Origin of the sequence: Acetoanaerobium sticklandii (assembly GCF_000196455.1) — a bacterium.
Lineage (GTDB): Bacteria > Bacillota > Clostridia > Peptostreptococcales > Filifactoraceae > Acetoanaerobium > Acetoanaerobium sticklandii.
Map to the genome: position 1 here is coordinate 1,454,634 of NC_014614.1, position 25,771 is coordinate 1,480,404.

The following is a 25,771-nucleotide window of genomic DNA, read 5'->3' on the forward strand; positions in this document are numbered from 1 at the left end:
TTAAGCCATTTTCAAGACTATTCTTATAATAAGACATTTATTTATTATTTAAAAAATCCGAAAATTTTGAATAAAATTATTGTATTTATATGAAAAAAGCAAAATAATTTGCACTTTGGTGCAAATTATTTTGCTAAATTTTATATTTTTTAATTTTATGCTGTAAGGTTTGTCGTTTTATCCCTAGTTCATTAGCAGCTTTGCTTATATTTAAAGAATTTCTCTTTAATGAATCCATTATTAAGCTCATTTCTATTTCCTCTAGAATTTGATTTAAATTTTTCTTAGATATATCAATTTGTTTTGCAGTAGCTCCTACAAAACTATTGTCAGTTTCAGGTAGCAAAATATTGTTTTCGTTTATAACATGTTCATCATCAATCATAGATAGTGCTGCCATTATGGTATTTTCTAATTCCCTTACATTGCCAGGCCATGAATAGTTGATTAATTTTTCCTTTGCCTTATCAGATATAAGCCATACTTCTTTCTCATATATTTCATTGTATTTTTTTATAAATCTCTCACTAAGTGGAACAATATCCACTTTTCTAGCTCTTAGTGGTGGCACATTAATGGGGATAATATTCAATCTATAATATAAATCTTTTCTGAGTATTCCTTTATCTACAAGTAATGATGGCTGTTCGTTTGTGGTAGCAATTATTCTCACATCGATAGGAATATCTTTCATTCCACCTACACGTCTTATGTATCCTTCTTGTAGCACTCTAAGTAATTTAGCTTGAAGCTCATATGGCATGGAATTGATTTCATCTAATAGCAAAGTCCCTCCATTTGCTTGTTCAAATAATCCTGGCCTATCTATTGCGCCAGTAAATCCGCCCTTAGAGGTTCCAAAAAGAATTCCTTCTAGTAGAGACTCAGGAAGAGCTGCGCAGTTTTGTGCCAAAAATGGCATAGCCTTTCTTGGTCCCTCATAATGAATACTTTGAGCAATTAGCTCTTTTCCAGTTCCTGTTTCTCCATAAATAAATACAGATGCAGTAGTTTTTGCTGCCTTTCTAGCAATTGATAATGAGGCTGAAAACTCTAAATCTTTGCCATAAATATTTTCAAATGTATATTTTTTTATTTTCTTTATTCGTCTGTTTGGAGTATTAATTTCTTTTTGAAGCTCAAGTATAGTTTCTGACATTTCCTGAATTTCAGTTATATTTTTAGCAATTTCAATCGCTCCTACAACCTCTTTATTATTAAGAAGTGGCATAGTTGTATTAATTGTAGTAATTTCTTTACCATCCTTATTTAAATAAGTTTGCTTTTTATTTATAATGTCAACTTTATTGTTCAGAGCAGTAAGCAATGTACTTTCATTAATTTTCATTCCTTTAAACACTTCAAGCAACGGTTTTTTAATTACATCTACTTCTTTCATATCTTCAAGCCTAGCCATTGCTTCATTATAAACTACTGTATTTCCCTCTTTATCTATTACATGTACCCCTTCTTGTATGTGATGCAAAATTTTTTGCATAACTATCTGCTGGAATTTGCTCTTCATAATTAATATCCTCCAAAAAAAATAAGGTTAGAATAATTCTAACCCTATTTTAACATAAATTTTTTATAATACTGCATCTTTGTATAAAGGATACTTATCAGTCAGAGCTCTAGACATTTGTTTTGCTTTTTCGATATCCTTTTGACCTAATACTACTTCAATTATTTCTGCAATAGTTTCCATATCCTCTTCATTCATACCTCTTGTAGTAACAGCTGGTGTTCCAAGTCTTACACCACTAGTTATTAAGAAATTAGCTGGGTCGAACGGAATAGAATTTTTATTTACAGTTATATGTGCTTCATCTAATAATTTTTCAGCATCTTTACCAGTAACATTTTTACTTCTTAAATCAAGAAGTACTATATGATTATCAGTTCCACCACTAACTATATCAAATCCTCTTTTAATTAATGCATCTGAAAGAGCTTTTGCATTTTTAACTACTTTCTTTTGATATTCCTTAAACTCTGGGCTAAGTGCCTCTTTAAAGCAAACTGCTTTAGCTGCAATTACATGCTCTAGAGGACCACCTTGAATTCCAGGGAAAATAGCTTTATCAATCTTAGTAGCATATTCTTTCTTACACAAAATTACTCCACCACGTGGACCTCTCAAAGTTTTATGTGTAGTACTAGTTACAAAATCTGCAACCTCGCAAGGATTATTATGAATACCTGCAGCAACAAGACCAGCAATATGAGCCATGTCTACCATTAGATATGCTCCCACTTCATCTGAAATTTCTTTGAATTTTTTAAAATCAATTTCTCTTGGGTACGCACTCGCCCCAGCAACAATCATTTTAGGCTTAATTTCATGTGCTAATCTTCTCACTTCATCAAAATCAATCATGCCATCTTCTTTGGCTACACCGTACTCAGTAAAATCAAAATACTGTCCAGATATATTAACTGGAGATCCATGAGTTAAATGACCTCCCTGAGATAGATTCATACCCATAACCTTATCTCCTGGCTTTAAGAATGCAAAATACACACCCATGTTTGCTTGTGAACCAGAGTGAGGCTGAACATTAGCATGCTCTGCTCCAAATAATTCTTTCAATCTATCTATTGCATAATTTTCCATTACATCTACGTGCTCGCAACCACCATAGTATCTTTTTCCAGGATAGCCTTCTGCATATTTATTAGTAAAATAGCTTCCCATAGCTTCCATAACTGCTTCACTCACGATATTTTCCGAAGCAATCAATTCAATATTAGTTCTTTGTCTTTCTAATTCCGTTTTTAAAGTTTCATAGACTTCTGGATCAAACTTCTTTAAATTTTCAAAATTCATGTTATCACCTCTTGGAATATTTTAAATTTTTTGACTTGTTCAACAATATAATACCATAAAAAAATGGAAATATATAAAAATATTTATTTTTTATAGTAGTTTTCGTTGTATAATTTTTATACGGACAATAAATAAGGTGGTGGAGTTATGACTCAACTAAATGACATGCAAAAAAAACAAATTTTAAGATTAGCATTATATGCTGGCGAAATCATGCTTAAAAATGGAGCTGAAACCTATAGAGTGGAAGATACGATTACAAGAATCTGTAAATCAAAAAAACTTAAGCATATAAGTGCTTTTGTTACGCCTACCGTAATTATCGTATCTGATGATAGATTTGATGGATACAGCTTTATTAAAAGAATTAAATTTAGAAATACTGATTTGAATAAAGTGGCTATGATAAATGACTTTTCAAGAGAATTTATATTAGATGATTTAGATATATGGGAAGGCATTAAGGAATTAAAAAAAATAGACAAAGCTCCCTCATATAAAACTCTTACTAAAATGATTTGGGCAGGTCTAGCTTCGGGAATGTTCGCGCTTATTTTTGGCGGTAAAATCAGCGATTTTATAGTAGCATTTTTCATATCTATGATTGCCATGATTAGCTTTGAAAAATTAGAGCGACTTTCAGAAACATCATTTTTAGCAAACGCTGCTGCTAGCTTCATTATAGGAATTCTTGCAATAGTAGTTAGAAAGATAGGGTTTGGTCACAGTCTTGACATGGTTATAGTTGGCTCTATAATGCCTCTTCTTCCAGGCGTTGCCTTAACCAATGGTATACGTGATTTCATATCTGGTGATCTTATTTCTGGTGTATCTAGAGTATCTGAAGCATTGCTTACAGCCATTGCTATTGCTGTAGGAATAGGTAGCGCTCTTAAACTGCTGATAATGCTTGGGGGTGTAATCTAATGTCACTAATACTACATTTTATATATTCTTTTTTTGCTACAGTTGGTTTTGCTGTTGTTTTTAATACTCCAAAGAAATCCCTTATTTACGGTGGTCTTTGTGGCGGTACTGGTTGGACTGTTTATACGGCTCTTCAATCATTAATTTCACCAGCTCCCGCAAACTTAATTGCTGCAATTTCTGTTGCTGCGTTAGGAGAGCTATTTGCTCGAATAAATAAAAACCCTGTTACTGCATTTGTCATACCTGGAATAATACCATTGGTTCCAGGATACGGTATATATAGTACAATGCTCAATTTGCTTCAAAATAATTTAGAGCAAGGATTGTCTCTAGGTCTAAATACTATTTTCAATTCAGGAGCTATAGCAATAGGAGTAATTCTAGTTTCTTCAATAGCAAAAATCTTGAAAAGAAAAAATACAAAAAAGCCAATGACCTTGCCAAGAATTTAGTTAATTTAAACCTAAATTTTTTTATGATTATATTAGAACATATTATAATAGTTAAAAAAGCAGGATTATATTTGTGAAACTTCATCACAAAAGTAATCCTGCTTTATTGCATAGCCATATAAACATTAATTATATTAACGATTTACCTTTAATTTCTACTACAGTTGAACTAAATTTTTTAGATTCTTTTAGTTTTGGCTCATATAGTCTAATTACTATAAAAGAAATTATCATAAATACTACTCCAGTTAGTAGCATTAATATCTCAGAATTATAGTTAATAGCTTTCATTACAACATATGAAACAAATATCCCTAAAATAAGTGCAAGTAGTGGTATTCCATAAATAATAAATGCCGCTAGAAGAACATCTGGAGATTCTAAATCAAGTTCAACTATATCTCCTTTTTGAGCTTTTATATTATTTATTGCTTGGACTATAATTGATTTTTCATCACTAGTACCCAAACCACATGCTTTACAGCTTTCGCAAGCTGTTTTTCTATCAATTTGTACATATGCGTTGTTAGCTTCTACATTAACCACTAAACCTACTTCTCGCATTTACTGCCTCCAAACATATTAATTATCAAGTAAACCAATTCCCAGTTCTAAAAGCGCAGTGTTATCAGCCTCTGATGGAGCATTAGTAAGTGGACATGAAGCATTTTGAGTTTTTGGAAATGCAATTACTTCCCTAATACTTTCTTCTCCAGCCAGTAACATGATTAACCTATCAAGTCCAAATGCAATTCCGCCATGGGGAGGTGTCCCATATTTAAAAGCTTCTAATAAAAATCCGAATTTATCCCAAGCTTCTTCTGTGCTAAAACCAAGAGCCGTAAACATTTTTTCTTGAATTTTAGAATTATGAATTCTAATACTTCCACCACCAAGCTCTACTCCGTTAAGAACCATATCATACGCCTTTGCTCTAACTTTAGAAGGATTGCTTTCTAGTAGCTCCATGTCTTCATCAAGAGGACTCGTAAATGGATGATGCATAGCAACATACCTATTATTGTCTTCATCATATTCAAATTGAGGAAATTCCGTTACGTAAAGTAATTTATATTCATCTTTCTTTAATAAATCCAACTTCTTAGCTGCATCTATTCTTACATGACCTAATGAATCAAAAACTATTTTATCTCTATCTGCAACAAATAAGATTAAATCTCCAGTTTTAGCATCCATTTTAGATAAAATTCTATTCATCGCTTCATCATTTATAAATTTAGAAATAGGTGAATTAACTCCCTCTGAAGTAAGCTTAATCCATGCTAATCCCTTTGCTCCATAAGTCTTTGCTACATCTTCAAGAGCCGTTATTCCTTTTCTCGTGAAATTAGATTCATATCCATTAATATTTATTGCTCTTACACTTTTACCTTCTTCCATAGCACTAGTTTCAAATACTGAAAACCCACAATCTTTGACTTCTTCAGTTAAATCAACTATTTCAAATCCAAATCTTACATCTGGTTTATCTGAGCCGAATCTTGACATAGCTTCATCATAAGTCATTCTTTGTAATGGCAAATCTATTTTTACATTTAGCGCTTCATCAAATACCTTGGCTATTAATCTCTCCATAATTTGCATTACATCTTCCATATCCACGAAAGACATTTCGCAGTCTATCTGGGTAAATTCAGGTTGTCTATCTGCTCTTAAATCTTCATCTCTAAAGCACTTAACTATTTGGTAATATCTATCCATTCCAGATACCATCAGAAGTTGCTTAAATAGCTGTGGAGATTGAGGAAGTGCATAAAATTTACCGTTGCTAACTCTACTTGGTACCAGATAATCTCTAGCACCTTCTGGAGTAGGCTTAGTAAGCATAGGTGTTTCTACATCGATAAATCCTTCTTGAGACAAAAAGTTTCTTACAATTTGAGTTACTTTATGTCTTAAAATAAAATTTTTCTGCATTTTGGGTTTTCTAAGATCTAAATATCTGTATTTTAGTCTTAAGTTTTCAGAAACATCATCATCGTCCTTAATATAAATTGGTGGAGTATTTGCTTCATTTAAAATATCTATACTATTAGCAAAAATTTCTATATCTCCAGTTGGAATATTACTATTTTTTGAACTTCTTTCCCTTACTATTCCGCTAATTGAAATTACATATTCACTTCCAATTTTACTTGCTTTTTCAAATGCTTGCTTATCAATCTCTTCATCAAATACTATTTGGCATATTCCTTCTCTGTCTCTTAAATCGACAAAAATTAAACCACCAAGATTTCTAGCTCTTTGCACCCATCCCATTAACACAACTTCTTGATTTATATGTTCATTTCTTAAATCCCCACAATAATGAGTCCTTTTCATATTATCCCTCCGATATTTATCTTTATTTCAAATTTTTAAAGTAATTTACTATGTCATCTAGCTTAATTTGAGTCTGGGTAGAATTTGACATATCTTTCACAGTAACTATCTGATTATTTATTTCATCATCACCCAGTACAATAGTGAATCTGCTATTTAGCTTATCAGCATATTTAAACTGAGCTTTTATACTCTTGCCAACATGGTCTTTTTCACAGCTTATACCGACTTTTCTCAAATCATATAAAATTTTAAATGCTTCGATTTCGGCAGCTTCTCCCATAGAAGCTATAAACACATCTAAGCTTGGCTGCTGATTTATATCTTTTTCTAGATTATCTAAAAGCAATATTAATCTTTCTATCCCTAATCCAAAACCTACGCCTGGGATTTTAGGACCACCTAGCTCCTCTATTAAACCATCATACCTTCCTCCGCCGCAAACTGTAGATTGACTGCCTATGTCATTTGATACAAATTCGAAAGCTGATTTTGTATAGTAATCTAAGCCTCTTACAATATGTGGATCAATTGTATAATCTATTTTCATTGCAGTAAGATATTTTTTAAGCTTTTCAAAGTGTAATTTGCTTTCTTCATCCAAATGGTTAATCATTAGCGGTGCATCATGTGATATTTCTTTACAGGTTTCATTCTTACAATCTATGATTCTCATTGGATTTTTTTCAAATCTATCCTTGCAAGTCTGACAGAGATTATCATAATTTGGTTTAAGATAATCTCTAAGGATTTTATTATATTCTTTTCTACTCTCTAAAGTACCTACAGAATTTATCCTCAGCTCGATTTTATCATCAATTTCAAGTCGTCTAAAAAATTCTACTGCTAAAGAAATAACTTCTGCATCTGCTGAAGAGCTATCTGTGCCAAAAATCTCAATTCCAAATTGATGGAAAGCTCTGAGTCTACCAGCTTGTGGCTTTTCATATCTAAAACAAGGTGTTATGTAAAAAAATTTGGATGGCTGTGGATCTGCATATAGTTTATTCTCAATATAAGCTCTTACAACCGGAGCCGTTCCTTCTGGCTTTAGAGTTATACTTTCCTTTGACTTTGCTTCAAAAGTAAACATCTCCTTTTGAACAATATCAGTAGTATCTCCTACTCCACGCTTAAAAAGCTCTGTATATTCGAAATCTGGAGTTCTTATTTCTCCATAACCAAAATCCGAGCATACTTTTTTAAATAAGGTTTCTACATAATTCCATTTATTTATATCCTTAGGCAGTACATCTTGAGTTCCTCTTGGCCTCTTTATATCCACTTTTCTACCTCCTTATTTTTCTTTGCTATAACTTGTTCAACATTATCTATATACAATTTTACATCTTTAATATTGGATACTCTTTCAATTCTATTTTCTTCTGGATATGTAAATTTTGAAACACTTCCAGAACCAAAAGCAATTATTGTTTGCTTTTCTTCCATGATTGCAATATTATATAGAGATATTTTGTCTTCTAATGCATATCCTATATTTTCTAAATTTGATAACATATTTTTTTGTCTGTATAGATAATATGGTTTCATACCTAAGTAATCTGCTGCATCTGCGGATATCTTCATGAAGTCTTCAATATTATACGTCCTTAACTTATCTAACGCCCCTTGCGAATCATTAATTAATGTTGAAGCTTTTTTTATCGCTAGAGTATGGACAGTCAAGCTATCTGGTTTTAATTCTTTTATATGACTTAAAGTTTTAGTTATATTTTCTATAGACTCATCTTCTAATCCTAAAATCAAATCCATATTAATATTATCAAAGCCTATATCTCTAGAAATTTTAAAACATTCTATAATATCACTTACTGTATGATTTCTTCCAATTTTTTTTAAAGTAACGTCGTTCATAGTCTGTGGATTTATCGATAATCTAGTTACAGGCGACATTTTGATAGCTTCGAGTTTTTCCCTATCCAAAGTATCAGGTCTTCCTGCTTCGAAAGTAAACTCTTTAACGTTTTTAAGCGGAACATAAGTTTGAAGGATTTTAATAAGTCTTTGAAATTGATTAATTGATAGAGTACTAGGGGTACCCCCACCAATGTAAATCGACAACAATTCTTTATCATAAATAACCTTATTACTATAAAAGAATTTCAGTTCCTTTTCTAAGCTATCTAGATATGGATCTATTAAATTTTGTTCTTTATCTAAGCTACATGAAAAAAAAGAACAATAGTTACATCTTGAAGGGCAAAATGGGATACTTATATAAATTGAATATGATTTCTCTATATCATCAAGATATTTAGATTGAATTTTTGCTATTCTCAACATCAAATCTATTTTTTCATCAGAAATATAATATATTTCATTCAACATTTTTTTTATTGTTATATTATCTATGTTCTTCTTTATTAAATCCTGAGCTATTTTAACTGGTCTAATTCCTGTGAGTATCCCCCAAGGATGATTTGAACTAGGATAAATACTTTTTAGAGCTTTAAATAACGCTTTTTTATAGGATATAGTTTCTTTAAAGCCATCATCGACTTTTTCTATAAAGCATAGCTTTTCGCCATCATTTTTTATAATAGTTGAAATATCTTTAGCACTCCTAAACATTTCAATTTCAAGTTCATCACTAATATGAAATGAATTTAAGAGTTGCTTTACTTCAAATTCAACACTTTGATTGTCAACTTTAATAATCATGGAACTCATCTCTCATAAATGGATTTGAGGTTTTTTCATACTCTAGAGTTGTTGCGGCGCCGTGTCCTGGAAGAACAGTATAATTTATTGTAAGCTGCTTTAGTTTTTTCAGCGAAGCTTTCATTCTATCGGAATCCCCACTATATAAATCTGTTCTTCCCATAGATCCAGCAAACAATGTGTCTCCACTGAACATTATTTCATTTACCAATATGCACATACTTCCCTTTGTATGACCTGGTGTATGCATAATTTCCAGCTTTAAATCCCCAAGTTCCAAAGTATCTCCATCGTGGAGCATCAAATCAGCATTAGAAGAAACTGAATTCATTCCTAATTGCTTTGAAAAATTATAGTCTGGGTTTTCAAGTATTTCTTTTTCCAAATAATGAATTACTATTTTGGGATTATAAGTATCCTTTAAATAGTTTATTGCTCCAATATGATCTCCATGAGCATGTGTTAGGATAATGTATTTTAAATCAAAACCATTGTCTTCAATTATATCTCTTATATTCTCAAAATCAGCACCTGGATCAATCACAGCTGCGCTCATCGAATTTTTATCCGCAATTACGTAACAGTTAACCCTATAGACGCCTACTTCTAGTTTTTCCAAAAACATGTACTTCCTCCTAAAATAACTTACTTGAGTCTAATAAAATTGTAACAGGTCCATCATTTTGAATGTCTACGAGCATATCTGCACCGAATATACCGACTTCAACTTTTATTCCTTTTAATTTTAAAGTATCTATCATTTTTTCATATAGTGGTATTGCTATCTCTGGCCTTGCTGCATCTGTAAATCCAGGTCTTCTTCCTTTTCTACAATCTCCATATAATGTAAACTGAGAAATTAAAAGAATTTCTCCCTTTATATCATCAATTGATAAATTCATCTTTCCTTGCTCATCTTCAAATATCCTAAGACCTGATATTTTATCTGCGATATAGTCTAAGTCTTTATCATTATCTTCATGGGTAATTCCCAAAAATACTAAAAGACCTTTGTCAATCTCACCATTAATATAATCTCCATCAGAAGTATTTTGAATTTTAACACTCGCTTTTTTAACTCTTTGAACTACAGCTCTCAATTTATACCTCCTAGTTAAATAGTCTAAATATGTCGATAACTCCTTCTACCCGTCTAATTTGATTCATTATACTCTTTAACTGCTCTTTACTTAAAACTTCTAGAACTACATTCATAATCGCAGTTCCATCCTTGCTAGTTCTGGCATTAATTCCATTTACTGTTATTTTTTCATCAGCTAGTATTCTACTTACATCTGTAAATAAGCCTCTTCTATCAATTGCTTTAATTTGAATCTCAGCTTCGAAATTTTTATTTTTGTTTTTATCAATATCCCACTCAACATCTATTAGTCTCCCTCTTGAAGCATCATCGTCATTTAAAGTATTCGGACAATCAGATCTATGAATAGAAACTCCTCTACCTTTTGTAATATATCCTACAATATCATCACCTGGAAGAGGATTACAGCATTTTGCAAACCTAATCAAAATATTGTCAATTCCCTTTACATGAACTCCTTGATTACCAGTTTTTTTCTTTTGCGCTGATTTTTGAATTGTCTTTTCTTGGATTCTTTCTTGAATTTTCTCTTCTTTTAATTTATGGTTGTCTGCTTCATATTTTTCTTTAAGCCTCGGCATTACTTGACTAAGTGTGATTCCACCGTATCCTAGCGCAGCATATAAATCATCTTCGCTTCCTTGTGTTACAAGTTTTGCGACTTGAACTAAATACTTGTGTTTTAGAAAATCTCCAATAGGAAACCCTTGTCTTTTAGTTTCTCTTTCTAGTATTTCTTTGCCTTTTTCAATATTTTCTTCTCTTCTTTCTTTTTTAAACCATTGCCTAATCTTGTTTTTAGCATGAGAGCTTTTTACTATATTTAACCAATCTCTGCTAGGTCCATTGGAATTTGATGAGGTCATAACTTCAACTATATTTCCATTTTTTAATTTGTAATCAAGAGGAACTATTCTTCCATCTACTTTAGCTCCTATACATCTATTTCCAACTCCAGAATGGACTTTGTATGCAAAATCAAGCGGGGTAGATTCAGCAGGCAATTCTATAACATCACCTTTTGGAGTAAATACAAAAACTTGATTTACAAATAAATCTATCTTTAATGATTCCATAAATTCAGTTGGATCAGATACATCTTTTTGCCATTCCATCATCTGTCTAAGCCAAGAAAGTTTTTTATCCATATCTGATTCATTAGGATCAATTTTTCCTTCTTTATACTTCCAATGTGCTGCAATACCAAATTCTGCAGTCCTGTGCATTTCCTTAGTTCTAATTTGTATCTCTAAAGGCTCACCATCTGGCCCTAGCACCGTAGTATGAAGTGATTGATACATATTCGGTTTAGGCATTGCAATATAGTCTTTAAACCTTCCAGGCATAGGTTTCCATATCGTATGAACTATACCTACTACCCCGTAACAATCCTTAAGTGAGTCTACCAAAATTCTTACAGCCATTAAATCATATATTTCTTCAAAAGATTTGCTTTGATACTTCATTTTTCTGTATATACTATAAAAATGTTTAGCTCTTCCTTTTATATCGCCTTCAATATTAGCTTCTTCTAATTTATTTTTAAGTAAATCAATTACCCCTTGAATATATGCTTCTCTTTCTCTTCTTTTTTTAGATACTTTTTCAATTAAATCATAATAACCCTCTGGATCTAAATATCTAAGAGCTATGTCTTCCATTTCCCATTTTACTCTGGATATTCCTAATCTATGTGCAATTGGAGCATATATTTCAATTGTCTCGGTTGCTTTTTCCTTTGCTTTTTCCTCAGACATATACTTTAGAGTTCTCATATTATGAAGTCTATCAGCAAGCTTAATCAAAATAACTCTTATGTCCTTTCCCATAGCCATGAACATTTTTCGGAGATTTTCTGCTTGAGTTTCTTCTTTTGATTTATATTCAATTTTCCCTAATTTTGTTACTCCATCAACAAGCTCTGCAACTTCAGTTCCAAATAGTCTTTCTATGTCGGAAAACGAAACCTCCGTATCTTCTACTACATCATGCATTAATCCTGCGGCAATCGTAAAAACATCCAGTTCGAGTTCAGCTAAAATTTTAGCAACCTCTAACGGATGTATAATATATTTCTCACCAGATTTTCTATATTGACCCTCATGAGCATTATAAGCATAGTTGTAAGCTTTAATAACTATATCTAAATCTGCATCAGGATTATATTGTTCTATCATCAATAATAAATTTTCAAGCATAAAATCACCCACTAACATAAGAGTCATAAATTGAGCTTTATTAAATATAATAATTATATCATAATCACCTAGGTACAAAAATTATAACTTATCCTTTATTAGGATAAGTTATAATAACATATCTAGTATATATATTTTCTAAAATAACTAATATTTTACTAAAGAGTTAATATGATATTCAGAAAGCTTGTCTCTACCATTTAAAAATTCTAGTTCTATTAAAAATTCCATTGCTTCAACTTTTCCGCCAAGACGTTCTATAAGTTTTGCAACAGCTTGAACTGTACCACCTGTTGCTAGTAGGTCATCTACAATAGCTATTTTATGTCCTTCTTCAATTGCATCTACATGTATTTCTAAAGAATCAACTCCATATTCTAACTCATATTCTATATTAGCAGTTGCTGCTGGTAATTTACCCGGTTTTCTTACTGGAATAAATCCAACTCCCAGAGCATAAGCCACAGCTGCTCCCATCAAGAATCCTCTTGCTTCTGGACCAACAACATAATCTATATTTTTATCTTTTAGATCAGCTACCATTTTATCCACAGAGTATTTAAAATAATCACTGTCTTTAAGTAAAGTTGTTATATCTTTAAAATTAATTCCTTCTTTTGGAAAATTTTCGATTTCTCTAATTCTCGATTTTATATCCACTTGTTTTCCTCCTAAGAAAATAGATTATTTATCATAAAGATTAATAAAATCCAATGATTTAATAGTTTTTGTTTCATCTAAATTTTTTTTACCAATCAACTTATTTATAGTTTTTACACTAACAGATCCATCTGAGCAATTTAATTCAAAATCTATAATTCTTAATTCTTTAAAAACTTCTAGGATTACGAAAAAACTTAACTCAGAAATTCTAAAGTATTCGCAGGTTTCAAATATATAAAACTTTATGTTAAGTTTATTCATTATCACTTTATATAGGCTTATAAAAGTTTCTCTGCTTGGTACTATATCCTTAGTATGAATAATTTTATCTGTAATACTTAAAACCTTAATATTTTGACTTTCAATATTAATCGAAGATAAGAAACTATCTGATTGATATATAACAATATTATTATATCTTGAAAGGTCTAAATTATCAATAATTGGTGATAGTATTATTGTATAGTCATTTATGGAATTTTCGAAATCTACAGTAGGCTTTATATTATAAAAATGTAATCTTTCTATTAAGCTAAAATAACTCTCACAGGTGTTTACTATCAGTAATTTTTTGCCATACAAACATAACATCTCATCAAAATTTATTTTTTTATCTTTATCTGTTTTTGTTAGTTGATTCTTAGCTAGAGTCAAAGCCTTGAATTTCAATATATAATCATGCATGATTTTAAGTGCCTCACTATAGTTATAAGAGCTTCTTAAATCTCTTAATAATAATTGGATTTTATCTTTATTATTAAAAGAATTAATTTCTAACTCAAATACAAAATCTACTGGAAAATTCAAATCTATATTATTAATAAGCTCATGTTTGTTAAATCCAATTATTTCTATATCATCATTAATTTCACTTTTAAAGTGCTTTTTCATTTTACCAATATATTTATAATTTGATAATTTATAATTAGTTAGACAAAATAAAGGCTTTCTATTTCCAATACCAAACGGTTCTAATTCGTTTAATATTTTTAAGGTATTAGAATTAATATCTTTCAATTTAAGTTTTGAATCAATTTCAATTATTCTTTGGAAATGATTTTTGTTTAAAATTTCTTCAGCAATTTCATTTATCATTAATTCGAACTCGGCAATTCTATCTTCATGGATTGTTATTCCAGCTGCTTGATTATGCCCCCCAAACTTAATTAAGCATTCATCCAATTTTAATAGATTTTCAAATAAATTAAATCCATCAATGCTTCTTGCTGATCCTTTGCCAATATTCTCGTCTTCGATAGCTATTACAAAAGTGGGTTTATTATATTTTTCCGTAAGCTTTGAAGCTACTATTCCTATTACTCCACTATGCCAATTCTTTGACGAGGCTATTAATATTTTATTATTTTTTGATTTCTGCTCTATAAGAGCTACAGCTTCTTCAAAAATTTTTAGCTCAACAGTTTGTCTTTCGCGATTTAGCTCTTCGATTTTTCTTGCCATAATAACAGCTTCTTCAAAATCATCTTCTATAATCAAGCTTACCCCTAATTCAGGAGTGCCCATTCTACCTGTAGAATTTATTCTAGGAGCTAATATAAAAGCAATATTTGATGAATTAATATTGCTTGAATTTATTCCTGAAACTTCCATCAATGCTTTTAATCCAATATTTATAGTCTTTTTTAAAGATAACAGTCCGTTTTTAACTATAACTCTATTTTCTCCGCTTAGTTCAACTATATCAGCAATAGTCGCAATACAAGCAATTTCTATTAGTTCATCAAATAATGCGCTATCATTATCCTCAATTAACGCTTGAGCAATTTTTAAAGCTATCCCCGCACCACATAAATGTTTGTACGGATATTCACATTCGTCCTGCTTTGGATTAATTATTCCAATTGCATCAGGTAGTATTTCTTTACATTCATGATGGTCTGTAACTATAACATCCAAATCAATAGTTTTAGCATACTCAATTTCATCGACTGAGGTAATACCACAATCCACTGTAATAATCAAATCTGCTCCCATTTTTTTAATTGTATCTATCGCCTGAGTGTTAATTCCATATCCCTCTTCTATGCGCTTTGGTATATAAAATATTGAATTAATACCTAAGAAATTAAAAGTTTTAAGTAAAATGGAAACAGAGGATATTCCATCCACATCATAATCTCCATAAATACATATTAGTTGACTTTTGTATTTTGCTGTATTTATCCTATTTACAACCTTCTCCATATCTTTTAAAAGATATGGAGAAATCAAATCCGCTTTTGTTGGATTCAAAAATGATTTTGACTCTTCAATATTTATTTGCCTTACATTTAATAAATGAGATTTTAAATCTTCTTCTTGGCCTTTTTCTCTAAGCAGCCATTTATTCTTCATTATTTCACCTCTTACGTTGTACTATTACTATTGATATAATCAGAACTAGTCCCATGATAGCAGAGGCTAAGTATCCAATTATCCCTAGAACTGGATATCCCCAAAGAGTAGGTTCTACTTTGGTAGTAATTACCAGTGAAGATCCTACTATTAAACCTGCTATTATTAAGCTAATAGATATTATGTTTGTTACATGATTAAGAGTCTTGTCTATTTTCACAAAAGAGCTATCATCAATAGCAATCTTTATATTATTTTTTTCAATTGATTTAAGTAAAATTCTTAACTGTCTAGGCAAGCTTTTAAAATCAGATAAAAATCCCTTTATTGAATATTTTGATTCTAAAGCTATATTTTTCAAACTTAACTTATCTTTATAAAAATCCTTTGCAAACTCTGTTAAAATTTCAGATATGCTTATCGATGGATTTATTTCTCTTACTCCACCTTCTAATGTTATTAATGTTTTAGAAAGTAGTGAAACTTGGCTAGGTAACTTAAGATTGTTTTCTCTACAGAACCTTAAGAACTCGGTTAACAGCTCTGTAATGTTTATTTTGCTTAAAGATAATGAATAATAGTAATGAATAAAAATATTTAAATCATGGTATATTTTTTGAACATCAGCATCCATAGATATTGCATCCATTTCAAACAAAGCATCTACTATACTTTGAGTATCATTTATAGTTAAAGCTATAAAGATTTCAGATATAAATTCTATAGTGTTTTTATCAATAAATCCAACCATTCCAAAGTCAATTAAAGCAATTTTATTATTTTTTAATATCAATATATTTCCAGGGTGAGGGTCAGCATGAAAAAATCCATGTATAAAAACTTGTTTCATAATTGCTTTAATCCAAACTTGGCTTATTTCAATTTTATTGTAATATTTATCATTATTTTCAATTTCATTAATTTTTATTCCATCAATCCATTCCATAGTTAATACTTTTTGAGAAGTTAATTCCCAATTTATTTCTGGAATATAAATTTTATAATCATTTTTATGAATTTCTCTAAATTTATCACAGTTTCTTGCTTCGAAATTATAATCTAGCTCTCTTAATATCTGGTTCGAGAATTCCTCATAAATTTGAATAAAGCTTATTCCAGAATAATTTAAATGATCATCAAGTAATCTAGCAATGCTTCTAAGAATATCTAAATCCATTCTGATAGTATTTTCTATATTAGGTCTTTGAATTTTAATTATTACTTTATCTCCAGTTTCTAATATAGCAAAATAAACTTGTCCAATTGATGCTGATGCTAATGGTTTTTTATTAATATACTTAACTTTATCTTCTATATTTTTATTAAATTGACTAAAAAATACAGAATTTAAGTCCTCGTAAGAATTTGGATTTACATCATCTTGAAGTTTTTTTAATTCTGTTAGAATACATGAATCCAGTAAATCACTTCTTGTCGATAAAATTTGTCCTAATTTTATAAAAGTAACCCCTAATTCCTCAAAAGCACATCTAATTCTTTCTCCAGTCGACATATTCATTATATTACTATTAGCAGGTATTTTAATTTTTCCAAAAACTTCTTCAAGGTTTATCTTTTCAGCAAAAAAAGTAAAACCATACTTCCCAAGTATCTGAAGTATTTCTGAAGTTCTTTTTAAGTTATTATATTTAGGATTATAATACTTAAATTTCATTAATACACCTCCTGAAGAAAACTTTTATAATCATAGATTAACTGTTCTTATTCAAATATATATTTTGCTAATTTATAGAAAATATTCGAAAAAAAAAGGCAATATTTATATATTGCCCTTTTTACTCTTAATTAAAACCCATATTGGACTTGCTATAAAAATTGATGAATAAGTACCAATCATTATACCTGTTAGCAAAGGAAGAGTAAATTCTCTTATTGACTCTACTCCAAAAACATACAATGCAACAATAGCAAGCAAAGTAGTTAAGGAAGTATTAATTGATCTTGATACAGTTTGTCTTATTGATAGTTCTGCAACTTCCTCATAAGCATTTTTCTTTGCATGCTTCATATTTTCTCTAATTCTATCAAATACTACTATAGTATCATTAATAGAATAACCCACAACAGTAAGCATTGCTGCAACAAAAGGACTGTTAAGTGGAATTCTAAAAATAGCATAAACAGAAAGTACAAATAAAACATCATGAACAAGTGCTAGTATAGCTGATAATCCATATGATAACTGAAATCTAAAAGTTATGTATATTAGCATACCAATAGTTGCTATAATAACTGATAGCATAGCTTTGTTTTGAATTTCTTTACCAATTGCTGGACCAAATTGCTCAGACCTAAGTGGTTGATTCTCTTCCAAACTATATTTCTCTTTAAATAATTTAAATAGCTCCATTCTGGCTTCATTGTTTAAATTTTCGGTAGTTCTTATTTGAATTATATCTTTTGTCTCTCCAATATGATTAATGGTAGCATTCTTATCAATTTCATCTGTGATTTCTCTTATTTCAGTAGATTCAACATAGTCTTTCATCTGAATTTCAATCAGTGTTCCTCCAGTAAAATCTATACCTAGATTATATCCTCTAATCATTCCAAGTAACATACCAACTATAATTACAATTAGGGATAAGCTAAACCAAATTTTCTTATTTTTTATGATATTCATTTGCTTTCCCTCCTATACTCCAAAAAATTTTGTATTTTTAATATTTGAAATTCCAATAACAGATTTTAATAAAAATCTAGTGATAATTATAGCAGAAAACATTGAGGCCATAATACCAATCATTAAAGTTATAGCAAATCCTTTTATACTTCCTGTCCCAAAGTTATACAGCACTACACCAGCAATAAAAGTTGTTATTTGGGAATCTATGATTGTAGACATAGCTTTTTGAAAACCAGAATCTACAGATACTCTTATAGATTTACCACTTCTTATTTCTTCTTTAATTCTTTCGAAAATTATTACATTCGCATCAACAGCCATACCAACTGATAGAATCATTGCTGCTATACCTGGTAAAGTTAAAGTTGCCTTTATTCCTATATATGTATATATGACTATTAATACATATGCTACAAGTGCAATAGCTGCAACAAGTCCAGGAAGTCTATAGTAAAATATCATGAATAGCATTACCAATAAAATTCCTATGCTTGCTCCATATATGCTTTTATCTAAAGCTTCCTCACCAAGAGTAGCTGTTATAGTAGAGCTTTGAACTTCCTCAAAATCTACTGGTAGTGCACCTGCCCTAATTAATCCGGCTAATTCTGAAGCACTCTCTATTGTAAAATTACCAGTTACTTGAGCTTGTCCATTAGGTATTTCTTCGTTAACCCTAGGACTTGATATAACTTCACCATCAAGTACTATGAAAATCGGCTCATTTGTAGGAGCTAAGCTTCTAGTTGCTTCTGCAAACTTTTTACTTCCTTCACTATTAAACTCTAAAGATACAAATGGTTGATTATTTCTGCTATCAATCATAACATCAGCTTTAGTAACTTCCGCACCTGAAACTACTACATTTCCATCTGGCAAAATAAACTGTAACTGAGCAGTTTTCCCTATAGTTTCTATAGCTTGCTGAGCATCATTTACTCCTGGAAGCTCAATTCTAATTCTATTATCGCCCTCTTTTACAATTACAGGTTCAGTTAATCCCATACCATCTACTCTTTTTCTAAAAACTTCAATTGTTTGGTCAATAATTTTATTTAACTCTTCTCCCTTAGCATCAGTTTTTGCTTCATATACAACAAAAACTCCTCCCTTAAGGTCCAATCCTTGATTAATTTGTGTTCCTACTGGCGAAAGTTTTATATTTCCAATATTTAGTCCATTAATTGCTGTAAAGCTAAAACCAGCTATAACTAATATTATTAATATAAAAAGACTTACATTTTTAAATTTCATATAATATCCTCCTTACTTTTTATATTTATATGCATGGTTTGACATGATAAAAATTCTTATAACTTTTATATCTGAATTTATTATATGTCAAAAAAAATCTTCCACTAGTCTATTAGAAGTGGAAGACTACAAAATTATTGTTTTACTCTCGCAATACCCCATTTTTCAAGAGTTATCTTAGTTTTGTCTGATCCGATTTCTATGGTGACTTCATCTTCAAAGATTTTTACTATTTTCCCTACCATACCGCCTATTGTTACAACATTGTCTCCAACTTTAAGAGAATTTCTCATTTCTTTAATAGATTTTTCCCTTTTTTGCTGAGGTCTTATCAACAATAAATAAAATATGATTAGAAAAATAAAAGGTATAACTAAACTGCTTAATTGCTGAACATTCATTTACATTTCACCTCCTAATAGGAGAATGTTTTCCAAGTATTATAATATCTTATTTTTAATAATTCATCCACTTTTTTATTAATAAAAAAATTATAAGCCATACTTAGAATAAAAATCTTTTTTAAAATCTAATAGCCTATCTTCTTTTATTGCTGTACGAACTTCGTGCATTAGATTTAAAAGAAAATGTAGATTATGGTTAGTAATTAATCTAGAAGCTAAAATTTCATTTGCCTTAACAAGATGTCTAATATACGCTCTAGAATAGTTCTTGCAAGTATAACAATTACAATTAGGGTCAAGTGGAGTAAAGTCCTCTTGATAAGTAGCATTTCTAACAACAACCTTTCCTTGGCTAGTCATTGCCGTTCCATTTCTCGCAATTCTAGTAGGAAGTACACAGTCAAACATATCTACTCCTCTTATTACTCCTTCAATTAAATCGTCTGGGCTTCCTACACCCATCAAGTATCTAGGTTTATCTTTTGGAAGTAGAGGCGTAGTATGCTCTAAAACATCATACATTATCGGTTTAGGTTCACCTACAGATAGCCCACCAATAGAATATCCTGGGAAATCTATTTCCATTAGCTCATTTGCTGATTGAGTTCTTAAATCTTTGTACATGCCACCTTGAACAATTCCAAATAAAGCTTGCTTTTCTGGATATTTATGAGCTTCTTTTCCTCTTTTTGCCCATCTTGTTGTTCTTTCTAGAGATTTTTTTACATAATTATATTCAGAAGGATATGGTGCACATTCATCAAATGACATAATTATATCTGCACCTAATGAATTTTGAATCTCTATTGCCTTTTCTGGACTTATAAAATGTTTTGAGCCATCAAGATGAGATCTAAAATGTACACCTTCTTCTACTATTTTTCTAAGAGGTCCTAAGCTAAAAACTTGAAACCCTCCGCTATCTGTTAGAATTGCTCTATCCCAGTTCATAAATTTATGAAGCCCTCCAGCTTTTTCAATAAGCTCATGACCAGGTCTCATATATAAATGATATGTATTGGATAAAATTATTCTGGCATCCATTACTTTTAATTCTTCTGGAGTCATAGATTTTACAGTTGCTTGAGTACCAACAGGCATAAAAATAGGTGTATCAATTACTCCATGAGGAGTATAAATTTTACCCAGCCTAGCACCACTCTGTTTACATGTTTTAATTAATTCATATCTTATTGCCGACATTAAAAAACCACACTTTCTATTAGAATATATACATTGCATCTCCAAAACTAAAAAATCTATATTTTTCTCTTATTGCTTCTTCATAAGCATCCATAATATAAGTCTTCCCTGCAAAAGCACTTATCATCATAATCAAAGTAGACTCTGGCAAATGGAAGTTTGTAATCATAGCATCAACAAATTTAAATTCATATGATGGATAAATAAAAATATCCGTCCATCCTGAATTTCTATCTAAATTATTTAAAATATTTGCAGACGACTCTAAAGTCCTCACACTCGTTGTTCCTACACACACTATCCTTTTACCATTTTTCTTAGCTTCATTTAGTCTATTTTTAACATCCTCTGCGATTTCAAAATATTCTTTATGCATTGTATGATCGAAAATAGACTCTGCTTTAACTGGTCTAAATGTCCCTAATCCAACATGAAGTGTTACATATTCAATCTGCACTCCTTTATTTTTTAGCTCCAGCAAAATTTCAGGAGTAAAGTGAAGCCCTGCGGTAGGGGCAGCAGAAGAGCCAGTAACTTTAGAATATACAGTTTGATATCTTTCTTTATCTTCTAGTTTTTCATGTATATATGGAGGTAGTGGCATATTACCAAGTCTATCCAAAACATCTTCAAAAATACCTTCATATTCAAACTCTATAGTTCTTATACCATCTTCTTGTAATTCTTTTACTATTCCAATAAGTAACCCATCTCCAAAGATTATCTTCGTTCCGAGCTTCAATCTCTTTGCTGGCTTGGTTAGAGCTTCCCATGTATTTATATCTTTTCTGGAAAGTAAAAGAATTTCAATTTCTGCATTGGTTTCTGCTTTAAATCCAAATAATCTAGCTGGAATAACACGTGTATTGTTTAAAACAAGAATATCATTATCATTCAAACATTCTAAAATATCTCTAAAGGTTTTATGCTTAACTTCTCCAGTATTTTTATCTAATGTCATTAATCTTGATTCATCTCTATTTTTGAGTGGAACCTGAGCTATTAAATCTTCAGGTAGGTCAAAGTAAAAATCATTTGTCTTCAATAATTTCTTCCTTTCTAATATACATCTATTCCTTTAAAATAGTATTTTAAAATTTCATCAAAGGTGTAACCTTGTTCTGCCATTTTTTTTGCTCCATATTGGCTCATACCTAGTCCATGTCCATAGCCTTTGCCTTGAAACAAATAATCTTGAGAAGTAATAATATCATTATTACTTAGATTTGAATAGCCATTTATTTTATTTGATTCTGATTTATTCAAAAACAGCTGTAAATCGTTAAGAGCAGCAATATAAGAATCGCTTACGATACTTTGAGTATTTTTTGTGTTCTGACTGTTTATTGTAAACCAATTGCTTTTTAAATTGGAATATCCAAACAAACCTCTTATCGCTTCCTTTTCAATGGTTGTTTCACCGCTATCTCCAACAAAGGTCAGTTTTAGAATTCTTTCATTTTCAGAAATTTTATCGATTCTTATTCCTAGAAAATTTCCTATATTTTTACCTTTACTTCTTAGAAGGTTTTCTATTTCTGATTTTGAAATTTTATATTCCCAGTAATCATTCGGAGAACCTAGTGAATACGGATCTTCAACTCCTCTAAGGTAGGGTACTGCATTCGACCAAATATTTTCTGAGTTCTCAGTTTTCCCTCCACTTGATGAATGATAGAATAAATCTGCAACATTTCCACTATGATACGCTAAAATCCCTCTAGTCTCGTCTACAGCTTTATTTGTATCAACATGCTCAGCATCAACACCGCCATAAACTTGAGAATTTTGAGTAGTACATAAATCAAATCCTAAAGATTTGTATTTATTTAAATTCTTAATTGCATAATTTCTTGCTGAAATAGCTTGAGCTTTTAAAGCTTCTTTATTCCAAGATGCAGGCATTTCTTTTTGCAACCACTCCATATAAATAATCCTCAATAGGAAGTGTATTTATAACTGTAAGTTTATTTGAGCTATCTAATTGAAAGCTAATATTTCCTCTATACGGTTTATTTTGAATTTCTATATGCTTTTGATAGTCTGAATTTGAAAATTTTAATTTCATTGAATTATCATAAACTATAATTGGATTACCAGCTGAGGAAAACAATCCAATATTTTTGCTATTAATCATAGAAGAAATATTGTCCGCTTGAATCGAGTAAGTAGCCGTTTTATACCCATCAGATGTTAAGTATACGAAGTTATTATTAAATAAGCCACCAGAAGTCTGTATTTCAATTAAAGCTGTGTTTAAATCATAGTAGGTTTTATCAAGTAATATAATTTCTTTATTTACAGGACTAATAGTATATGAAGCATCTCCAAATATTGTTCCTAAAACAGAATTATTTTCATTTAAAATGTTTAAATTTGATGCTTTAAGGTTGGCCTGAGACAATGCCGTAGAATTAAAAAATAATCCAATTCGTATATTTTGATTTGCCAACTGATTTGAGAAGGCAGGAATTTGTGAATATGTCAAACAAACAAGCGTAATTGCAATAATGATATATACTTTATTTATCAACTTCATATTACCAAGCTCCTATCTCTTACAATTAAAATGCTTGTAAGCAAAATCCGTAGCTACTCTTCCTCTTGGAGTTCTATTTAGAAACCCCTTTTGAATGAGAAAAGGTTCGCAAACCTCTTCAATAGTTTCTTTATCTTCTCCTATCGATGCTGCTAAAGTATCTAGACCTACTGGTCCCCCTGCAAAATTTTTAATTATTGACTGAAGTAGTCTCTGGTCAACTTTATCAAGTCCTTCTTCGTCAACTTCAAATACTAGCAAAGATTCTTTAGCAATTTTTAGGGTTATTTTCCCATCACCCATTACTTGGGCATAATCTCTCACTCTTTTTAAAAGTCTATTAGCAATTCTAGGGGTTCCTCTAGATCTCCTAGCAATTTCTATAGCTGCATCATTATTAATAGGAACATCTAATATTTTAGCGGACCTAGTAACAATTTCAAGTAGCTGCTCTACAGAATATAAATCCAAATTTAAGATAACCCCAAATCTATCTCTAAGTGGAGAAGTAAGCATACCAGTCCTAGTTGTAGCTCCAATAAGGGTGAATTTAGGAATGTCCAATCTAATAGACCTAGCAGAAGGACCTTTTCCAATTATTATATCTAAGCAATAATCTTCCATAGCAGGATAAAGTACTTCTTCTACATTTCTGTTTATCCTATGAATTTCATCTATGAAAAGTATATCTTTATCCTTGAGATTAGTTAATATTGCAGCTAAATCTCCAGCTCTTTCTATAGCTGGTCCTGACGTAACTTTAATATCAACTCCCATTTCTGAAGCAATTATATGAGACAAAGTAGTTTTTCCTAGTCCTGGTGGTCCATATAAAAGAACATGATCTAGAGTTTCATTTCTCTTTTTAGCAGCCTCAATAAAAATATTTAATTGGTTAACAGCATTTGTCTGACCAATATATTCACTTATATTCCGTGGTCTTAATGATACCTCTGATTCATCTTCTATTTTTAATGATGAATCGATTAATCTATCTTGATTTATATCAAACATGGATAATACACCATCCTTATTTTATCTCAGCTCAAAAAGCGCATTTTTTATTAATGTTTCAACATGTAAAGATTCTGTATCATTACCTACGCTCTTAATGATTTTTTTAACTACATCCTCAGATTCTTTTTTTGAAAATCCGAGACTAACTAAAGCCTCTATAGCCTGATGTCCTATATTTAGCTGAGGTTCACTATTAGATTCTAAATCTGTAAAATAAACTACTCCTATTTTATCTTTTAATTCTAATATTACTCTTTCTGCTGTTTTTTTACCCATCCCAGGAATTTTAACAAGAGAATTTATATCTGATTCTACTATCATAAGTTTAATTTTTTCGGATTTATAAACTGAAAGAGAAGATAATGCAAGCTTTGGTCCTATTTTAGAAACCGATGTAAGTAAATTAAAGATAGATAATTCTTCTTTACTTGTAAATCCAACTAGTTGAATATCATCCTCGCGGACTAGCAGCTTGGTATGAATTTTTATCTTTTCTCCTATGTTTATTTCTTCTATTGTATTTAGTGAAGTTAAAATTTCATAGCCTATGCCATTATTTTCTACGACAATTTTGTCAACTGCCTTTTCTTCCAAAATTCCTTTTATATAATTTAACATTTTCAGCTCCTATGCTCTAAACATACCTGTTATTTTTGAAGTATGGCAATGTGATATAGCAATTGCTAAAGCATCTGCTGCATCATCGGGTTTTGGTATAGTTTTTAGGTTTAGCAAAAGTTTTACCATTTCTTGTACTTGTCTTTTATCAGCCTTTCCATAACCAGATACTCCTTGTTTGACTTGAAGAGGAGTATATTCATATATAGGTTTTTTATTCAACTGACCACATAAAACAATTACTCCTCTTGCATGAGCTACATCAATTGCCGTTTTGACATTTTTGCAAAAAAATAACTCTTCTACTGCTATTTCATCTATATTATATGAAGAAATAATTTGATTCAGTCCATTAAATATAAGTTCTAAGCGCTCAGGATAGGATAAATCAGATTTTGTTCTTATAACTCCATAATCTAAAACTTTGAATTTATTACCTATATATTCTATAATTCCATACCCTACTATTGCTATTCCCGGGTCAATTCCTAAAACAATCATCGAGCATTCTCCATTCAACAAATAAAGACTGCC

At 30.5% G+C, this 25,771-nt stretch carries 24 protein-coding genes; 2 read left to right on the top strand and 22 right to left on the bottom strand.

The window, feature by feature from the left end; genetic code table 11:
• Positions 1-133: 133 nt before the first annotated feature.
• Positions 134-1,525, bottom strand: a complete 1,392-nt coding sequence (locus tag CLOST_RS06635) for a sigma-54 interaction domain-containing protein (RefSeq protein WP_013361508.1) — start codon at positions 1,523-1,525, stop codon at positions 134-136.
• A gap of 63 nt (positions 1,526-1,588) precedes the next feature.
• On the bottom strand, positions 1,589-2,830 hold the full coding sequence (locus CLOST_RS06640; protein ID WP_013361509.1) for a serine hydroxymethyltransferase: 1,242 nt from the start codon (positions 2,828-2,830) through the stop codon (positions 1,589-1,591).
• Positions 2,831-2,977: 147 nt separating this feature from the next.
• On the opposite strand from CLOST_RS06640, the gene CLOST_RS06645 reads away from it, so the two are divergent.
• Both CLOST_RS06645 and CLOST_RS06650 read left to right on the top strand, forming a co-directional pair.
• The gene (locus CLOST_RS06645; protein WP_013361510.1) at positions 2,978-3,757 is read left to right on the top strand and encodes a threonine/serine exporter family protein; all 780 of its coding nucleotides are present in this window, start codon (positions 2,978-2,980) and stop codon (positions 3,755-3,757) included.
• Positions 3,757-4,212, top strand: a complete 456-nt coding sequence (locus CLOST_RS06650; protein ID WP_013361511.1) for a threonine/serine exporter family protein — start codon at positions 3,757-3,759, stop codon at positions 4,210-4,212. Before CLOST_RS06645 ends, CLOST_RS06650 begins: the two co-directional genes overlap by 1 nt.
• A 129-nt stretch (positions 4,213-4,341) precedes the next feature.
• Here the strand turns inward: CLOST_RS06650 and CLOST_RS06655 are convergent, their stop codons facing one another.
• The 20 genes from CLOST_RS06655 to ruvC all read right to left on the bottom strand — a co-directional run bounded on the left by CLOST_RS06655 (position 4,342) and on the right by ruvC (position 25,738).
• Positions 4,342-4,776, bottom strand: a complete 435-nt coding sequence (locus tag CLOST_RS06655) for a SoxR reducing system RseC family protein (protein ID WP_013361512.1) — start codon at positions 4,774-4,776, stop codon at positions 4,342-4,344.
• Between the two features lie 18 nt (positions 4,777-4,794).
• On the bottom strand, positions 4,795-6,555 hold the full coding sequence (gene aspS, locus CLOST_RS06660) for an aspartate--tRNA ligase (protein WP_013361513.1): 1,761 nt from the start codon (positions 6,553-6,555) through the stop codon (positions 4,795-4,797).
• Between the two features lie 22 nt (positions 6,556-6,577).
• Positions 6,578-7,840, bottom strand: coding sequence for a histidine--tRNA ligase (hisS, locus tag CLOST_RS06665; protein ID WP_013361514.1), 1,263 nt, complete (start codon positions 7,838-7,840; stop codon positions 6,578-6,580).
• Positions 7,831-9,237, bottom strand: a complete 1,407-nt coding sequence (gene hemZ, locus CLOST_RS06670; protein ID WP_041487137.1) for a coproporphyrinogen dehydrogenase HemZ — start codon at positions 9,235-9,237, stop codon at positions 7,831-7,833. The genes hisS and hemZ overlap by 10 nt, the downstream gene beginning before the upstream one ends.
• Positions 9,227-9,862, bottom strand: coding sequence for an MBL fold metallo-hydrolase (locus CLOST_RS06675; RefSeq protein WP_013361516.1), 636 nt, complete (start codon positions 9,860-9,862; stop codon positions 9,227-9,229). The genes hemZ and CLOST_RS06675 overlap by 11 nt, the downstream gene beginning before the upstream one ends.
• 10 nt (positions 9,863-9,872) lie before the next feature.
• Positions 9,873-10,337, bottom strand: a complete 465-nt coding sequence (gene dtd, locus CLOST_RS06680) for a D-aminoacyl-tRNA deacylase (protein ID WP_013361517.1) — start codon at positions 10,335-10,337, stop codon at positions 9,873-9,875.
• A 10-nt stretch (positions 10,338-10,347) separates the two neighbouring features.
• Complete coding sequence (locus CLOST_RS06685) at positions 10,348-12,537, bottom strand: RelA/SpoT family protein (protein WP_013361518.1); 2,190 nt, start codon at positions 12,535-12,537, stop codon at positions 10,348-10,350.
• Between the two features lie 147 nt (positions 12,538-12,684).
• Positions 12,685-13,197: an adenine phosphoribosyltransferase gene (locus CLOST_RS06690; protein WP_013361519.1), complete on the bottom strand. Its 513-nt coding sequence runs from the start codon at positions 13,195-13,197 to the stop codon at positions 12,685-12,687.
• A gap of 24 nt (positions 13,198-13,221) precedes the next feature.
• Positions 13,222-15,555, bottom strand: coding sequence for a single-stranded-DNA-specific exonuclease RecJ (recJ, locus tag CLOST_RS06695; protein WP_013361520.1), 2,334 nt, complete (start codon positions 15,553-15,555; stop codon positions 13,222-13,224).
• Between the two features lie 4 nt (positions 15,556-15,559).
• Positions 15,560-17,230, bottom strand: coding sequence for an ABC1 kinase family protein (locus CLOST_RS06700; protein ID WP_013361521.1), 1,671 nt, complete (start codon positions 17,228-17,230; stop codon positions 15,560-15,562).
• A gap of 105 nt (positions 17,231-17,335) precedes the next feature.
• The gene (gene secF / locus CLOST_RS14085) at positions 17,336-18,199 is read right to left on the bottom strand and encodes a protein translocase subunit SecF (protein WP_013361522.1); all 864 of its coding nucleotides are present in this window, start codon (positions 18,197-18,199) and stop codon (positions 17,336-17,338) included.
• Positions 18,200-18,211: 12 nt separating this feature from the next.
• Positions 18,212-19,456, bottom strand: coding sequence for a protein translocase subunit SecD (secD, locus tag CLOST_RS14090; protein ID WP_013361523.1), 1,245 nt, complete (start codon positions 19,454-19,456; stop codon positions 18,212-18,214).
• A 134-nt stretch (positions 19,457-19,590) separates the two neighbouring features.
• A complete protein-coding gene (gene yajC / locus CLOST_RS06715) occupies positions 19,591-19,857 on the bottom strand; it encodes a preprotein translocase subunit YajC (protein ID WP_013361524.1) in 267 nt (88 codons plus the stop codon).
• A gap of 90 nt (positions 19,858-19,947) precedes the next feature.
• Positions 19,948-21,063: a tRNA guanosine(34) transglycosylase Tgt gene (gene tgt / locus CLOST_RS06720; RefSeq protein ID WP_013361525.1), complete on the bottom strand. Its 1,116-nt coding sequence runs from the start codon at positions 21,061-21,063 to the stop codon at positions 19,948-19,950.
• Positions 21,064-21,082: 19 nt separating this feature from the next.
• The gene (gene queA, locus CLOST_RS06725; protein WP_013361526.1) at positions 21,083-22,108 is read right to left on the bottom strand and encodes a tRNA preQ1(34) S-adenosylmethionine ribosyltransferase-isomerase QueA; all 1,026 of its coding nucleotides are present in this window, start codon (positions 22,106-22,108) and stop codon (positions 21,083-21,085) included.
• Positions 22,109-22,122: 14 nt separating this feature from the next.
• Entirely contained in the window at positions 22,123-22,989 is an 867-nt protein-coding gene (locus tag CLOST_RS06730) for a SpoIID/LytB domain-containing protein (protein WP_049779765.1), read from the bottom strand.
• Entirely contained in the window at positions 22,949-23,602 is a 654-nt protein-coding gene (locus CLOST_RS13560) for a SpoIID/LytB domain-containing protein (RefSeq protein ID WP_013361528.1), read from the bottom strand. The genes CLOST_RS06730 and CLOST_RS13560 overlap by 41 nt, the downstream gene beginning before the upstream one ends.
• Positions 23,603-23,614: 12 nt before the next feature.
• Positions 23,615-24,616: a Holliday junction branch migration DNA helicase RuvB gene (ruvB, locus tag CLOST_RS06735; RefSeq protein WP_013361529.1), complete on the bottom strand. Its 1,002-nt coding sequence runs from the start codon at positions 24,614-24,616 to the stop codon at positions 23,615-23,617.
• A 21-nt stretch (positions 24,617-24,637) separates the two neighbouring features.
• On the bottom strand, positions 24,638-25,237 hold the full coding sequence (ruvA, locus tag CLOST_RS06740; RefSeq protein WP_013361530.1) for a Holliday junction branch migration protein RuvA: 600 nt from the start codon (positions 25,235-25,237) through the stop codon (positions 24,638-24,640).
• Positions 25,238-25,246: 9 nt separating this feature from the next.
• Positions 25,247-25,738: a crossover junction endodeoxyribonuclease RuvC gene (gene ruvC / locus CLOST_RS06745; protein ID WP_013361531.1), complete on the bottom strand. Its 492-nt coding sequence runs from the start codon at positions 25,736-25,738 to the stop codon at positions 25,247-25,249.
• Positions 25,739-25,771: the final 33 nt, after the last annotated feature.